Source organism: Cohnella terricola (genome assembly GCF_007786475.1).
GTDB lineage: Bacteria > Bacillota > Bacilli > Paenibacillales > Paenibacillaceae > Cohnella > Cohnella terricola.
On sequence record NZ_VNJJ01000018.1, the window covers coordinates 1 to 15,624 of the forward strand.

Sequence of the window (15,624 nt, forward strand, 5' to 3'; positions counted from 1 at the left end):
CACCCGTCCGCCGCTAAGTTATTCAGGAGCAAGCTCCTAAATAACTCCGCTCGACTTGCATGTATTAGGCACGCCGCCAGCGTTCGTCCTGAGCCAGGATCAAACTCTCCATAATAGAGAGCCAGAAGGCTCAATCTGTATTGCTGGTTTCGTCTTTCGACGTTTTTGTTTCTTACGCTCAATGTTCAGTTTTCAAAGAACAATCGGTGTTGCTTTTTGTCTTGTGTGTCGCGCCCTCAAGAAGCGACCTGATTAATATATCACAGCCTGAATAAAGAATGCAACACTTTTTATCATGGAAATATAATACATTTATTTTGCATGACCGCCGGACTATCGATATCGATCCTTCGGCGGCCTTTTCTCCAACCCCGCATCAACAGATCTTTTCCTTCTGCCAACGGATTGTCTCATCAAATTCCGAATAGCGGAACCCGACGTTCTCCCAATAATACTGAAGGTCCTTATGCTGCCAGCCCTCATATAGTTCCTCCCAAGTATAGGGCCCGTGAGGCAACAATGAGCGGGGTTCGATCACCACGCCCGGCTTTAGAGCCTGGAAGCGAAAATCGCAAGACATCCGGATTTTGCCCGATACCTGGTTGGGCATCGACTTGTGAACGGTCAAGCTGTTAAAAGTAAGCACGTCGCCCGCTTCATAATCTACTGTCTCCCACTCATAGTTTAGCCCGCACAGAATTGTTTCCAATCCGCCCGCTCCGGGCGCCTCCGAAACGCCGAGCAGACCTGATTTATGACTGCCCTTCAGCACGGCAAGCCCTCCAACCGATTGCGGAACGTCCCCAAGCGGAATCCAGGCCGTCCATGTCTCTGTTTCGCCTTGAATGTGCAGATAATCCTGATGAGATGGCGTAGCCCTTGCTGCGGGGTGCGGCAACATGATCCGCCCGATGTTCCGTGGATGCGGGAACGGTTCGGATTCGAAAAGCCCGCTATACATAGAAAGAAGATGATTATGATGGGCCAACGCATGAAATGATTCCAGCTTCTGAATCTCGCGGTAGATTTCCAACGTGACGCCCACGCCGTTCCACAATAACTCTTGCCCGGAATACCGACAAACCTCATCTAAGTCAGCCATGCCTTCGATCAGTTCGCGACGAGGATCGGTCAAGCTGTGTTTTTTCAATATTTCCAAAATGTCTAGGCGAACCCGGACAATGTCTTCCCGAGGAATAAGACCTTTGAAATAAAGCATTCCGTCCGCCTCAGCCCGTTCCCGAAGAGCCGCAAGGTTCTTGAGCATTGGAGTAGAGTCTTGAAAACTGCCTGAAATCGGCTTAAGATTGTTGTCATTAATCGGCAAAGTTTCCATCGCCAATCTCTCCTCATCATATTCTTATAAGCGATCTTATCATGTGGTTCGATAAAATCATTTAGAATCGATCGGCCGCTTTTTGTCATTTATCGGTTTCTTATTTGGAGGCGCTTATCCATGGATGATGCAGCATCGGCTTTTAATCCCGTCGTCCGGTTTGCCAACCGCTTGGCCTGCAATGCCGGAGAGACGTTTGGTCCCAGGATAATCAAGGATTATCAATGGCTGTTCGTAGAGAAAGGATCCGGGGAAGTCATGATCGGCGAACAAAATCATAGCGTAGGCCCGGGCTGCCTGCTCGGTTACGGTCCCGGAGTTCCCCACCGGATCTCGGCCAGCCTTACCGATCCTTTCGTGTTATACGGACTTCACTTTATACCCGACAACCTGCTCGAAAGCACGGTTCATCCGGAACAGCTGGGCATTCAGGAGATCGAAAGCTCTTTTGAATTCACGAAATCTGGATCGGAGATAGACGATGCGCGCATCCCTTCTTATAGTATCGTCGGATTATGGGCGCTCCCTTATTTCGAAGATTTGGTTAAGGAATATACCCGCAACGATGATCTGTCTCCGCTAGCGCTGAGGGGGATATTATGCCAACTGTACGCAAGGCTTCAGAGAGGAAACGCCATGGCCCCCGCCTCCGGCTCGTCGCAGCCGCATGCCTTCGCAGAACGAATTCAACAGATGTTGGAGGAGAGAGCGGAATCGAGCTACGCCATGGAGTGGTTGGAAAAGTGTACGGGATACAGCCACGACTATGCTTCGAAAACATTCAAGGAAATCGTCGGCCTGTCTCCTCATGCCTATCATCAACGCATGAAACTGCGCGCCGCTCAAAACCGACTTGAAAGCACGGGGATGACGATAACTGAAATCGCGGATAGGCTTCATTTCGGAAGCGTTCATTATTTCTGCAAGTGGTTTCGCCGAATGACAGGTCTCTCCCCTACCGCCTATCGGAAACAGAGACGAATGATTTAATAATTTGCCTATTGCCACTCCTCACATAATTGGATACATTAAATACAAGTATACTGATCGAAATTGGGGTGATTGTTTGCGCGAAGTTCCAATGCGATACGTCAAGGCTAATCAGACGGGTATCGTCATATTCGTCGTTCTCTCTTATCTATTGCACTCCCCTTGGGTATTGGCGGCATTGTGGGCGATTCAAGTCGTTGGGCTTTGTCCGAAGGTCGGCTTAATCCGTTCGTGGCCATCGCCAAGATCCTGCTCAAAGGAAAGGGCGAAGAAACGCAGGCCCTCGAGCTTACAAGATTCAACAATACGCTCGCCATCCTTTTTTTGACCCTTGCTCTCGTTTCGTTCGGGCTCGGATGGCCGATCGCGGGATATATTTTCTCCGCTTTCTTGTTACTGGCCGCGAGCGCTGCATTGCTCGGTTATTGCATCGGATGCACCGTTTACTTCTGGGTGAAGCAGATTCGTGCGGGAAGATTTCGCCGTACGTAAATTGTCTCAAGTCAAAGCCGTTTCCCGTTCGCGGGTAACGGCTTTTTGATTTTCTTGGCAACAAATGGATTGTGTCCTGCGTCATATATATCAAATGGACTTGGAGTGATGAATATGTCATTAACTCGCTATGCAGGAGTCATCTTATTGGTAATTCTATTGGCGACGGGGTGCGCTTCCTTCCGAACTCCCGCTACAGGAGCCGGGGATATGCTTCGGATCAGTAAACCTGATTCAACCGGGGCGACCTACGAGATTTACAAAACCATCAACGATTCCGCAAAAGCAAATGAAATTCGGCTAATCCTTATGACAGCCGACCGAAGCAATGCACAAGTCTCGATGTCCCGTTCCGCGGATCGGAAAATCGAAGTCGCGAATGCAAAGGATTCCGGTTCCGAGGCATCGCGGGTGTATGGGATATGGTTTTCCCCTGACAAGTCGATCGTCAGTGTCGTTAGTGAACCGTCAGGCGGTTACATGCAGTTGGACGCCGCCAATAGCCATAAGATCCTGTCCGTGGTGAATTAAATAACCAGATACAAATTTAATTATATTAAATGACGAAAAAAAGTGAGAAGAGCGAAAACGACGCTCTTCCCACCCTATATACAACAGACTCTTATTGTTTCAGAAACTTCTAACGCGACTAATCCAGCAAATGAAGCTCCTTTGCTTGGGCGATCGCTTTCGTGCGGCGGTTAACCTTCAATTTTGTAAAAATGTTTTTGACATGCACCTTGACTGTGCCGACAGCTACGACTAGCCGCTCAGCAATTTCTTTGTTGGACAGCCCTGCCGCAAGAAGTGCCAGCACCTCCATCTCGCGGTCCGTGAGCGGCTCCTCAATCGAAGCCTGCGTCATACTGCCGCCCTTCTCCGCATCCAGCTCCTCGCTAATATCCGATTCCCCGTCGAATCGGCTTAACGATCTCAGCAACTCGCAAATGTACACGCCTTGCGAAGCCATCGCATGTAGAATATGGATACGATCCTCGGACACAAAGCTCGTTGCGGCGTAATTCTCTAAATACAATACGCCAACCACCGACCCGTGAATGGCTACGGGCATACATAAGGCCGATTGCGGACGGTGCTTCGCCATATAAGGATTGTGACGCAACCAGCTATCTTCGTCTCCGGCATACCGTACCGCATCTTGCGTTCTCGCCACGTACCTGACGATGCCGCCGGGCAGTAGCCCGTCGTCCTCAAGCGGCGACGGCTCGGCCAAGACCCGAACCTCGGCGTCCGACCAAGCCTGCACGTACAACTCGCCGCGGCTGGCTGTCAACAAAGCGCCTTTGCGAGCGCCTGCGTAGCTCATCAAGGTACTCATGATTTCCGCTAGGACGGCATCGAGATCCATCTTGTCCGTGAGCACCTGAGACGCTTTTAGAATCGCGGCGAGATCTACCGCATCGACCGTATTGAGCGCGCCCGCTTCCCGGTGGACATCAGTCGATTGCGCTTCCGCTGCCGCAGCGACTTCGCTTAGCGTCGGTGCCAAACTCTCTGATGCCGTTTCCGCCCAGCGCTCGTCCCCCATCGCAGCCAGCCGCTCTCCGATTTGCCTCGCCTTCAGGCTTGCGCCCCAGCGAGCATAAGCGTCGCACGCGGCCTGCAAATAATGGAACGCGACCTTCGTTTTCCCTTGACGAGCGTAATAATCTCCCGCCAGCTCGTTTGCGACGCTCTCGACTTGCACATTGTCCTGCTCGCGAGCTTCCCGGATCGCCCGATCGTACTCCGCTTCGGCTGCAGCATAGCGTCCGCAGACCCGCGCCAACTCCGCTTCGACCAAAACTTGCTTCGCCAGGAAGGTGTCAGGGTTACTCTTCGCCCATTTCCGCAGATGGCGGAGCTGGCTGCGAGCGTGGCGCAACGAGCCGACATCCGGAGGCGTTCCCTTCCCGCCGCCTTTACCGTAGATGGCCAGTCCCGCCAGCGCCCCGTAATACATACAGTCCGGCAAATGAGTAAGATGGGCTGCATACAGCTTGAAGGGCTCTGCTTCCTTGTGCCAACGAACCGCCTCTTCGAATTTCCCGTCCAAATAACAAAGCTGCGTCTTGTAGGCGTAGTATTGGAACAACGTTGCCGATGCCGTCTCCTCGCCGCCGCTCTGTTCAACGAAGCTCCGCTCCGAGAAAGCGGCCGAGTCTAGCGAGCAGGGACTCTCCGTCCCTCCTTGTAGCGCCAAAACAAACTGACGGCACAAGTAAAGATTTTGCAACACGAAATCGTCCTTCGTCTCCGCGAGCGCCTCCGTATATTCCGTCAGCACCCTGGACAAAACCGCGAGCGGCGCCCGTGCGTACAAGGCATGGATGTACGCCCCGATCGCTGTGTTCAAATAGACGTCATCGCCAGACTCCATAGCGAAGCGAACCGCCTGCTCCAAATACGGCTCGCCTTCGCGTATCTTTCCAGCAAGCTGGCAAATGATGCCGCCAAATGTCGCATACGTTTTAGACTTGATAGATGCGATGTCGTAGCGTTCCGCAAGCTCAAGGCCAACCTTTGCAACCTCATAACCTCTGGCCCGCCTGCCGACCACTAGTGCCAGAACCAGACCGTATACCGTATAGACATCGGCAGCGGCCGGCGTATTCCCATACTTCAGCGATAATTGAACGGCCTTGCAGGCGAGCAGGAAATACACCTTCTTGTCCGTGCGGAAGGAGGAGATCAAAGTTGCAAATAGGATGTTGGCGGCAGCGATTTGGCTCGGCTCGGTCATTTCCGGCAAATCCGCAAGCTGCCCGATGCGGCTGCGAAGCCGCATATCCACTCGCAACACCTCGGCAACGACCGTCGCTTGCAGAGGGTTCGGCGAAACGTTGATATGGAATTCCTTCAGGCTCTCCAGCCCAAGTAGGGTGGCCTCCTGATATTCCTTCCGATTGATGTATTGGGTCATGCGGATCATCTGGATTTTGGAACGTTCGATCGGGTTACGCGCCCGGCGCAGCAGTTGTTTAATCAATTGCTCCGTAGTATCGTGGTTCCCGCACAAATATTCGCATTCGGCCCGTTCCACATGCAGCTCGAAGCATAGGGTGAAATGAAGCTCCCAGGCGTTGGCCGTCAGCAGCTCTACCCCCTTGCGGTAATACTGAAGCGCGATGTCATACGCCGTCGAAGCTTTGGCCCGTTGTCCGGCGGCCAAATTCAGTTCAACCAACCTTTGCAACTCCTCCGCATCTTGAATGTCCGAAGACCCGTTATTAAGATGGTTCACCGCTTCAAACAAACTTTCGGGATGACTCGAGCCGGCCTCCAGGAGCCGTCTGCCGATCGCCAGATGCGTCCACCGCCTTGTCGCGTCGTCCATTCGGCTGTATATCAAGTTTTGTACGCTATCATGCACAAAGCGGTATTGATCCGGACCAAGACGAACGATAAAGCCCTCTTCCACCGAAGCCGCCAAATCGGCGGAAGTGTCACCAACGCTACGCTGAGTAACGTCGGCGATCCATCCCTGTTCGAATCGACTCCCGAGGCAAGCCGCGATTTCAAGCACTTCATTCGCCGATCGGGTAAGACGCAGCAGCTTATGCGCCATCAGTTCGCCCACGGCCAAATGCTGCTCCCGTTCGAGCAGGTCGCTCAGATTCCACTCCCAGCTCCGCCGCTCGAGGTCGTAGGTCAAGAGACGATCATCCAGCAGCCGTCCAACAATTTGTTTGAAATGAAACGGGTTGCCCTGCGACTCAGGGTACATGACCTCCGTTAGAGGTGTCGCTTCGGCGGCGCTACAGCCGAGCGCCTCCATGACAATCGGGTTCATCTCCTCCAACGATAGTTCTCGAAGTTGAATATGGCGAACGACGGCTTCCTTCGCGATATTGCCGTCGTCCTCGTAGCCCGGCAGCTTTTTGCTCTCCATCTCGCCATCTCGGTAAGCGCCGACAAACAGCACATATTGCAGCTCGGGATCGCATAGCAGCGCGTGCAGCAACTGCAGCGACGACGAATCCGCCCATTGCAGGTCATCGATGAACAGAACTAGAGGATGTTCCTTGGAAGCGAGCGTCTGCACAAATTTGCGGAACGCATATACGAACCGTTTCTTCGCCTCGTCCGGCGGCAGTTCCCAGACTGCAGGGATATCGCCGATCAGAAGCCCGACTTCCGGAATAATGGCGGCGATAACCGCTTCATTCGATCGTAAGGCGTTTCTCAGCTTTTTGGCCCATGCGTCGACCTGATGCGAGCTTTCGCCAAGCAAATGCCGCATGAATCCCCGGAATTCCTGAATGATTGGATGATAAGGACTGTCCTTGGCGATCTGCTCGAACTTGCCAGTTAAGAAGATCGGAGTGCGCGGATGGTTATGCTCCTGGCGAAATACCCACTCCAGGAGACTTGTTTTGCCGACGCCGGGCGCACCCGAGACGTACACGATTTCCGCAGACCCGAGGCAAGTGGAATGGAACGCCTGGGAGAGCAGCGAAATTTCGTGTTTCCTGCCATATATCCGTCCTTGATTGTTACACGAATTGTATTGTTCGTCCGTTTGTTCTGATCGTTTGCGATTCATGCCGAATACCTCTGATAGTAACGGATATAGGTTTGTTACTTTATCATATTGGTAAATTCTTCTTCACTAATTATTTTAACGCCTAATTCCTCTGCCTTTGTTAATTTGCTTCCTGCATCTTCTCCCGCAAGAACAAATGACGTTTTCTTGGAAACGCTGCCCGACACTTTCGCGCCGAGTGCTTCGAGCTTCCTTGCGGCTTCGTCCCGAGTCATCAGCGTCAGCTTGCCTGTCAGTACGACGGTTTTGCCGAACAACGGATGGCTTGCATCCGCACTCGCCGCGGCGGGAGCAGCCGCTTCCGCTTTGACGCCAAGCTCACGCATCCGAGTAATCCCCGCCAAATTGAGCGGATCGCGGAAATACTGATAGATGCTCTCCGCTACGATCCCTCCGACATCCGGCAAACCGACCAACTCGTCCACTTCGGCCGCCATCAGGCGATCCAGATCACCGAAATGATCCGCCAGCATTTTCGTCGTCGCCTTGCCTGTATTCGGAATGCCGAGTGCGTTCAGGAAGGAAGCGAGTCCGCGGGACTTCGACTTCTCCAGTGCATCGATCAGGTTCGACGCTTTCTTCTCTCCGAAACGCTGCAGGCCGACCAACTGCTCAAGAGTCAGACCGTACAGATCAGCCGGTTCGCGAACGTTCAGATCCTCATAGAGCTGCTCCGCCGTTTTCCCGCTGAACGTCTCGATGTCCATGCAATCGCGGGAAGCAAAGTGGGTAATCCGTCCGATAATTTGCGGTTTGCATCCCAGACGGTTGTTGCAGAACAGATGGGCTCCGCGCATTTCAAGCGGTGAACCGCAGCCCGGACATACGGTCGGAATCTCGATCGCGCCGCCTTCCTCGTCGTCCGCCTTACCGAGAATTTCCGGAATGACGTCATTGGAGCGTCGAATGAACACGCGCGTTCCGAGTCCGTTCAGCAGGTTTTTGCGTTCGATATCCCCGATGTTGTTCAACGTGCAGTTCTGAACCGTTACCCCCGCGAGTTCTACCGGTTCAACTCGCGCAAGCGGCGTGACCTTGCCCGTTCGTCCCAATTCCCAAGATACCGATTCAAGCACGGTCGTCGTCTCTTCCGCTTCGAATTTAAACGCGACGGCCCAACGCGGAAATTTGTCCGTGTAGCCGAGAGCTTCCCTCGTTCTCATGTCGGTCAGTTTGACGACCGCTCCGTCGATCAAATAATCGAGCGATGCGCGCCGTTCAACGATCGATTCCAACTCCTTAATCAACTCGTCAATAGAAGAGAAATAAGCGATGTATGGATTGACTGGGAATTTGTTCTCGCGCAGAAACGCCATCATCTCCCTATGGTTAGAGAACGATACGCCTTCCGCGTAACCGATGTTGTAGAAAAATGCATCGAGCCTCCGGGAAGCCGTTACTTTCGGATCGAGGTTGCGAAGAGCCCCAGCTGCTCCGTTGCGCGCGTTCTTCAGCGGCTCCGCGGCAGTCTTGTTATATTCCTCCAAGACGGACAGGCGCATAAAGCCCTCGCCCTGCACTTCGATCGTCCCCCCTGCGTATCCGATCGTCAGAGGTACGGTACGTATCGTGCGAACCTGAGCCAGAATCCCTTCCCCAACTTCTCCGTTCCCGCGGGTGGCTGCCTGCGCCAACGCTCCGTCTCCGTATGTTAAATTCAAGGACAATCCGTCGAATTTCAGCTCGACGACGTATTCCGGAGCTGGCAGCGGCTGCTCCGGATTTTTCGCGTTGTAGTCCGCGATCAGCTTGTTCGCGCGCGTCGCCCAAGCCGTCAAATCCTCGATATTCTGCGCCTTGTCCAAGCTCCATAGCCGGGAGAGATGCCGATGAGGCTCGAACCCTTTCAAAATCTCCCCTCCGACTCTGCGAGTAGGAGAGTCGGGAAGCACTGTCCCTCCCTTGGCTTCCAGAGCAACCAATTCGTCGTAAAGCGCATCGTATTGCTTATCGCTGATCGTCGGGTTGTCTTCCGTATAGTAACGATGGCCATGCGCGTTCAGCTCGTCCACGAGCTTCCGCATCCGTTCCGTTAATTCCATGTGTGCCATGCCTCGATAACCTCGCTTCAATAAATTAATTGCAGGCTCTCCAATAGTCTATTTTAGCGCTTGAACAGTGTCAAATCGGCCTTCCGCCACGCAAAAAGGTTGAGCACGCCTTAACTCTCGATGCTCAACCATTCAATGCGAATCTATTCTACTTTCGTTACCGGAGCGAAAGCGGCAAGCAGCCGTTTCACGCCCGTCGGCGCCGGGAATGCAATCTGCAATTCCGCGTCGTTGCCCGTTCCTTTCACGGCGACGACGGTACCGACGCCCCACTTCGCATGCTGCACCTTGTCTCCTGCGACGATCGCCATGCCGTCGCCGACCGGTTTGGCTGCGGAAGGCGTCTGCGGACGAACGACCGAAGACGAAGACGCGGATGATGGAGTCGACGGTCTGTTCGCAGGCGCCACGGTCGGACGCGCGCCAAAGCCCGACGGCGGATAACCGCCTCCGCCGCCTCCGTAAGACGAACGCGAACCGTAAGCTGAATTGCCGCCGCCCAGTCGGGACCCATAGCCCCCGTAAGAGCCCGGACGCCCGCCCCCCGCGGGTTCGACCGCTTCCTTCAGCGCCGACGGAATTTCCTCGAGAAACCGCGAAGGCGGATTCGCATTCGTCCGCCCGTACAACAGCCTCATTCTCGCGCAAGTGAGGTAAAGCTTCTTCTCCGCCCGCGTAATGCCGACGTAGGCGAGTCTTCTTTCCTCTTCCATCTCTTCGTTATCCGCAAACGACCGGCTGCTCGGGAATACGCCTTCTTCCATGCCAACGATAAACACGACCGGGAACTCCAGTCCTTTGGCGCTATGCATCGTCATGAGCACGACCGCGTCGCCGCCGTCTTCGTCGTCATCCATCGAATCGATATCCGCCACGAGCGCCAGCTCAGTCAAGAAGCTCAGCAGCGACTTATCTTCATTGCGCTTCTCGAACTCTTGCGTAACGGACAGGAACTCGTCGATATTTTCCAGCCGGGACTTGGATTCCAACGTATTCTCGCGTTGCAGCTCCACACGGTACTCCGTCATCTCGAGCAGCTTCTCCGTCAGTTCCGTCACCGACAAATATTCGACCATGGAGCTGAGGTTATTGAGCATATCGCGGAATCCAGAGAGCGCCGCTTTGGCACGGCCTTGGATGTCCAGATGATACAATCCATCCCCGAGCAGGCCATCCCCTTCGTTCAGCAGCCGCAAAATGGAGACGCCTTTGCGCGCGGCCTCTTCCTGGACTTTGGCCATCGACGTGTCGCCCAGCCCCCGCTTTGGTACGTTCACGATCCGCAGCAGACTGTTGTCGTCGTCCGGATTGGAGATCAGTCGAAGGTAGGACAAAATATCTTTAATTTCTTTGCGATCGTAGAACTTGATGCCGCCGACAATCTGATACGGAATCTCCGACTTGATGAGAATTTCCTCCACGACCCGGGATTGGGCGTTCGTGCGGTAGAGAATGGCATGATCGCCGAAGCGCTTGGCGTTCTGGCGGTTCTTGCGAATCTCACCAGCGATAAAATACCCTTCCTCATGCTCGGAGTCGCCTTGATATACCGTAATCTTTTCCCCGCCGGACTGGTCCGTCCACAGATTTTTCGCTTTGCGGCCGAAATTGTTCTTGATGACCGAGTTGGCGGCATCCAATATATTGGACGTCGAACGATAATTCTGCTCCAACAAAATGCTGCGAGCTTCGGGATAATCCGCTTCGAAGTTCAGGATGTTCGTTATGTCCGCCCCGCGCCACCGATAGATCGATTGGTCGCTGTCACCTACGACGCAAATATTGTGGTGCTTCTCGGCGAGCATTTTGCAGAGGGTGTATTGCGCTTTGTTCGTGTCCTGATATTCGTCGACGTGAAGGTATTTGAACTTGTTCTGATAGAAGTCGAGCACTTCAGGAGCGTCTTTGAACAATTGGATCGTCAGCAGCAGCAGATCGTCGAAGTCGAGCGAATTGTTCGCTTTCAACCGACGTTGGTATTGCGTATATACCTTGGCCACGATCGCTTCAAAATAGTCCCCCTGCCGCTGTTCGTACTGCGCCGGAGACAGAAGCTCGTTCTTTGCCGCGCTAATTGCCCCCTGCACCGCTTTAGGTTCGAATTTCTTCACGTCCAAGTTATTGTCCTTCATGACGTTCCGGATCACCGATAGTTGATCTGTCGAATCGAGAATACTGAAGTTCGAGCCGAAGCCGATCTTCTCGATATCTTTGCGCAGAATGCGCACGCACATCGAGTGGAACGTGCTCACCCAGATGTCCCGTCCGGACGGACCGACAAGCTTGGACACCCGCTCCTGCATCTCGCGCGCTGCCTTGTTCGTAAACGTGATCGCCAAAATGCTCCATGGCGCGGCAAGCCGCTTGGAGATAATGTAAGCGATGCGGTGCGTCAGCACGCGGGTCTTGCCGCTGCCCGCCCCGGCCATGATCAAGAGCGGGCCTTCGGTCGTTACCGCGGCTTCCTTCTGCTTCGGATTTAATTTATTGATAGATTGATCGATATCGATCGAGTTCTCGTTATCTCTTTCGAAAAACATGAGTTTACTCCTTTACCGCTTCTTTAACCGCGTGAACTGTCGCTATCGCGGCAGCTAAATTATCGTAAATGACGTTGCCGACGACGACCGTATCCGCGAACCTCGCCGCCTGCGCCGCTCGCTCGGGTCCATCGATTCCGCCGCCGTAAATGAGCTGTGCGCTCTGCAATGCCGCGCGAATGTCCCGCAGCAGATCCATGTCCCCGTATGTTCCACTATACTCTACGTATAGGATGGGAACAGTCCACAATTTGTCCGCAACTTGGCTGTAGGCGATCGCTTCCGCGTTGGAAATGCCTGCTTCAGCCTCGGTCAGCCGCGCAACCGTCGAATCCGGATTAAGCACCAGATAAGCCACGCCCGCGACCGATTCCCACGGAAGCAAATGCCCGAAATCACGCAATGCTTCGACATGGCGGCCGATCAGCCACTCGGATCTTCTCGTGTTCAACACGCTCGGAATCAAATAACCGTCGAATCCAGGCACTCCGCAAGAAGCGTCGGACAGCTCGAACGCGCAAGACACCTCGTATCTGCGTATACGGGACATCAGGTCCACCGTATTCTCGAATGTCACGCCGCTCGAACCGCCGACCAGAATCGCGTCCGTTCCGGACATGCAGACTGCTTCCAGCGCGTCGTCATCGATCTCCCTGTCGGGGTCCAGCTTAAATACATGTTTCCAATCGCTATAAAATGAGGGGAGCATAGCGCCTCCAATAAACATGAAAGTATAAATCTAGTCTACAGGAATTCGCCTATTCTTCCAAGAAGGAAACGAAAGGGTATCGGTGGAGCGTTGCTCGAAATAATCGAACTATTCTGTTGCAGTGGCGAGGAAACCAGGGAGTTGCTCGAAATAATCGAACAACTCTGCTACTGTGGCGGGGAAACCAGGGAGTTACTCGAAACAATCGAACAATTCTGCTACTGTGGCGGGGAAACCGGGGAGTTACTCGAAATAATCGAACAATTCAGCTCCAGTGACAGGAAACGCAGGGAGTTGCTCGAAAATATCGAGTAATTCTGCTACAGTGGCGTGGAAACCGGGGAGTTGCTCGAAAATATCGAGTAATTCTGCTTCGGCGGCCCGGGAATCGACTATTTATATGAAAAATCATATACATCGTGGCGGGATGGGGCTTCCGAACAGCAATACAAAAAGCCGCACACCCCCAACCGGAAAATGTGCGGCATTATCTTCGCGCGATATATGAGTCAGTGGTCCAGCTTCTCTTCCAAATAAGCCCGAACTTCGTCTCGCAGATCCGGACGCTCCAGGGCGAAATCGATGATCGTTTTGAGATAACCCAGCTTCTCTCCGGTGTCGTACCTCGTGCCCTCGAATTTGTAGGCATAGACGGATTCGTCCTCCATTAGACGGAAGATCGCGTCGGTAAGCTGGATTTCTCCTCCTGCCCCGACGTCCTGCGTCTCGAGAATATCGAAGATCGCCGGCGTCAAAATATAACGTCCGATAATCGCCACGTTGGAGGGGGCTTGTCCCGGCGCGGGCTTTTCCACGACGCCCCGGACTTTCAGAATACGATCGCCGTCGCCGCCCAATGGATCCGGATCGACGATCCCGTAACGAGATACTTCGTCGTCAGAGACGTTCTTCACCGCGAGCACCGAACCGTGAACCTGTTCGTAGACGTCCATCATTTGTCTCAGACAGGGCACATCCGACTGCACGATATCATCACCGAGCAGGACGGCGAACGGCTCGTCGCCGATAAATTTGCGCGCGCACCAGATGGCGTGCCCCAGCCCGCGCGGATCTTTCTGGCGAATATAGTGAATATCAATCAAATCCGAAGGCTTCTGCACCTCGGACAACAAGTCGAGTTTGCCTTTCTGCAGCAGATTCTGCTCCAGTTCGAACGAACTGTCGAAATGGTCTTCGATCGCGCGCTTGCCTTTACCCGTTACGATCAGAATATCTTCGATCCCCGCAGCGACGGCTTCTTCCACGATATACTGGATTCCCGGCTTATCGATGATGGGCAGCATTTCCTTGGGCATTGCTTTCGTCGCCGGGAGGAAACGCGTTCCCAATCCCGCCGCGGGAATGATCGCCTTGCGAATTTTCATTTGCCGGCATCCTCTCTGCAATTACGGTACGGACACGTTCGTTATCCGCCTGTCGCGCCAACCCTTTCGGAATGACGGGAAGTCGTCCAACCCCGATACATACCACACCTTGCGCATTAAGCGCCGAGGCGTCCAGGGTGTTTCTTCCATCCATAATTATAGGTCGGTTCATCCAAGTTTTAAAGTCGTCCGCCTTAATTTGGCGAAATTCGCTCCATTCGGTAACAACGATTGCCGCGTCCGCACCGCTTAGAGCCTCCTCTGCGGATTCGCAGACCGTTACCATAGCAGGCAGCACCCTCCGCGCGGCCGCGTTCGCTTCCGGATCGTATGCGGTCAACGTAATGCCCGGATGGCGACGGCTAAGCTCCGCTGCCAAGCGGAGCGAAGGCGCCTCCTTCATATCGTCAGTACCCGGCTTATAAGCAAGACCCAGCAAAGCAACCTTGCGGCGCCCGGGATCCGAAAGCGCGGCTTCCAGCTTGCGCACCATGCGCAGCGGCAGCATTGCGTTCGCGCGGACCGCGGCTTCGACTAGCGTCTGAGGCGCGCCCGCCTCGTCGGCCATGCGGACGAGCGTTCGGGCGTCCTTCGGCATGCTCGCGCCCCCGAAACCAAGCCCGGCAGATAGAAAGTGAGGCCCAATTCTTGGATCCAGTCCCAGCGTATGCGCGACCGAAGGATAATCCGCGCCGACCTGCTCGGCAAAAGCGGCCATCTCGTTCGCGAAAGAAATTTTAACAGCAAGATAAGCGTTGGCAGCCAGCTTGGCAAGCTCCGCGCTTCTGCGGTCAGTTGTGACGATCGGGCCGGGCAGTCTTTGATGGAGCTGCGTTAACCGATCGGCAGTATCCGGCGTATCGGCTCCAATGACCATCCGAATCGGCTCGAAAAAGTCGCGAACCGCGCTGCCTTCCCTCATAAATTCGGGGACGGACACGACCTCGATCTCGCAGCTCGCGGACAAACGGTTTTTAAGCCGCGCCTCCGCCCTCTCCGCGGTCCCGATCGGAACGGTGCTGCGAATCGCGATCAGCTTCTTACCATCGGCTTCTGGCCATGCTTCCAGTTGATCGATGACCGACCATAATAACGCCAAAGACATATCGCCCTTCTCGTCGGAAGGCGTCTTCACGGCAATAAACATAAGTTCCGCGCCCCGCAACAATCGCGACGCGTCAGAGCCGAAAGTTAATCTCCCCGCCGATACGTTTCTGAGAATTAAAGATTCGAGACCCGGCTCCCGATAAGGCACTTCTCCCCGCGATAATTGGCCGATCTTCGCCGTATCGCCGTCCACGCAGTGCACCGTATGGCCAAGCTCGGCAAACCCCGCCGCCGTAGTCAATCCTACGTATCCCGCCCCCACGACCGCTATTCTCATCATTCGCTTCCCCCTCTATATCAATCGCCACAGGCGTATTCAAGTTCTCTTGCACCGATTGTAGCACCGGAATGAAAACAAACTTCCGCGATTATGTTATGGGAATGTAAATTCTGTCGACATCTTTCGAGCCACTGTGAATTAAAAAAACTCCGCATCCCGCTTGAATAGCAGAATACGGAGCCTCTTAA

General features: G+C 54.0%; 10 protein-coding genes and 1 rRNA gene. 3 read left to right on the forward strand and 8 right to left on the reverse strand.

Features of this window, described 5'->3' with window-relative positions; all coding sequences use genetic code 11:
* Both FPZ45_RS21755 and FPZ45_RS21760 read right to left on the reverse strand, forming a co-directional pair.
* Window positions 1-115 (reverse strand): 16S ribosomal RNA (locus tag FPZ45_RS21755); the annotation flags it as partial.
* Window positions 116-376: 261 nt separating this feature from the next.
* A complete protein-coding gene (locus tag FPZ45_RS21760; protein WP_144706480.1) occupies window positions 377-1,336 on the reverse strand; it encodes a phytanoyl-CoA dioxygenase family protein in 960 nt (319 codons plus the stop codon).
* Window positions 1,337-1,456: 120 nt separating this feature from the next.
* On the opposite strand from FPZ45_RS21760, the gene FPZ45_RS21765 reads away from it, so the two are divergent.
* The 3 genes from FPZ45_RS21765 (at window position 1,457) to FPZ45_RS21775 (ending at window position 3,349) form a co-directional block, all read left to right on the forward strand.
* Window positions 1,457-2,326, forward strand: coding sequence for a helix-turn-helix domain-containing protein (locus FPZ45_RS21765; RefSeq protein ID WP_144706482.1), 870 nt, complete (start codon window positions 1,457-1,459; stop codon window positions 2,324-2,326).
* 180 nt (window positions 2,327-2,506) lie between these two features.
* Complete coding sequence (locus tag FPZ45_RS21770) at window positions 2,507-2,818, forward strand: DUF4395 family protein (RefSeq protein WP_246120541.1); 312 nt, start codon at window positions 2,507-2,509, stop codon at window positions 2,816-2,818.
* A gap of 147 nt (window positions 2,819-2,965) precedes the next feature.
* Window positions 2,966-3,349, forward strand: coding sequence for a hypothetical protein (locus FPZ45_RS21775; RefSeq protein WP_144706484.1), 384 nt, complete (start codon window positions 2,966-2,968; stop codon window positions 3,347-3,349).
* A gap of 118 nt (window positions 3,350-3,467) precedes the next feature.
* Here the strand turns inward: FPZ45_RS21775 and FPZ45_RS21780 are convergent, their stop codons facing one another.
* The 6 genes from FPZ45_RS21780 to FPZ45_RS21805 all read right to left on the reverse strand — a co-directional run bounded on the left by FPZ45_RS21780 (window position 3,468) and on the right by FPZ45_RS21805 (window position 15,436).
* The gene (locus tag FPZ45_RS21780; protein ID WP_144706486.1) at window positions 3,468-7,364 is read right to left on the reverse strand and encodes an AAA family ATPase; all 3,897 of its coding nucleotides are present in this window, start codon (window positions 7,362-7,364) and stop codon (window positions 3,468-3,470) included.
* 35 nt (window positions 7,365-7,399) lie between these two features.
* Window positions 7,400-9,406, reverse strand: coding sequence for an NAD-dependent DNA ligase LigA (gene ligA, locus FPZ45_RS21785; RefSeq protein ID WP_144706607.1), 2,007 nt, complete (start codon window positions 9,404-9,406; stop codon window positions 7,400-7,402).
* A 152-nt stretch (window positions 9,407-9,558) separates the two neighbouring features.
* Entirely contained in the window at window positions 9,559-11,955 is a 2,397-nt protein-coding gene (pcrA, locus tag FPZ45_RS21790) for a DNA helicase PcrA (protein WP_144706488.1), read from the reverse strand.
* A 4-nt stretch (window positions 11,956-11,959) separates the two neighbouring features.
* Complete coding sequence (gene pcrB, locus FPZ45_RS21795; protein ID WP_144706490.1) at window positions 11,960-12,664, reverse strand: heptaprenylglyceryl phosphate synthase; 705 nt, start codon at window positions 12,662-12,664, stop codon at window positions 11,960-11,962.
* A gap of 509 nt (window positions 12,665-13,173) precedes the next feature.
* Window positions 13,174-14,049, reverse strand: a complete 876-nt coding sequence (galU, locus tag FPZ45_RS21800) for a UTP--glucose-1-phosphate uridylyltransferase GalU (protein ID WP_144706492.1) — start codon at window positions 14,047-14,049, stop codon at window positions 13,174-13,176.
* Complete coding sequence (locus FPZ45_RS21805) at window positions 13,949-15,436, reverse strand: UDP-glucose dehydrogenase family protein (protein ID WP_144706494.1); 1,488 nt, start codon at window positions 15,434-15,436, stop codon at window positions 13,949-13,951. The genes galU and FPZ45_RS21805 overlap by 101 nt, the downstream gene beginning before the upstream one ends.
* Between the last annotated feature and the right edge of the window lie 188 nt (window positions 15,437-15,624).

What these genes read in the sequence shown, in the direction of transcription:
- FPZ45_RS21760 (WP_144706480.1), bottom strand. Translation starts at nt 1,336, where the DNA reads ATGGAAACTTTGCCGATTAATGACAACAATCTTAAGCCGATTTCAGGC.
- FPZ45_RS21765 (WP_144706482.1), top strand. Translation starts at nt 1,457, where the DNA reads ATGGATGATGCAGCATCGGCTTTTAATCCCGTCGTCCGGTTTGCCAAC.
- FPZ45_RS21780 (WP_144706486.1), bottom strand. Translation starts at nt 7,364, where the DNA reads ATGAATCGCAAACGATCAGAACAAACGGACGAACAATACAATTCGTGT.
- ligA (WP_144706607.1), bottom strand. Translation starts at nt 9,406, where the DNA reads ATGGAATTAACGGAACGGATGCGGAAGCTCGTGGACGAGCTGAACGCG.
- pcrA (WP_144706488.1), bottom strand. Translation starts at nt 11,955, where the DNA reads ATGTTTTTCGAAAGAGATAACGAGAACTCGATCGATATCGATCAATCT.
- pcrB (WP_144706490.1), bottom strand. Translation starts at nt 12,664, where the DNA reads ATGCTCCCCTCATTTTATAGCGATTGGAAACATGTATTTAAGCTGGAC.
- galU (WP_144706492.1), bottom strand. Translation starts at nt 14,049, where the DNA reads ATGAAAATTCGCAAGGCGATCATTCCCGCGGCGGGATTGGGAACGCGT.
- FPZ45_RS21805 (WP_144706494.1), bottom strand. Translation starts at nt 15,436, where the DNA reads ATGATGAGAATAGCGGTCGTGGGGGCGGGATACGTAGGATTGACTACG.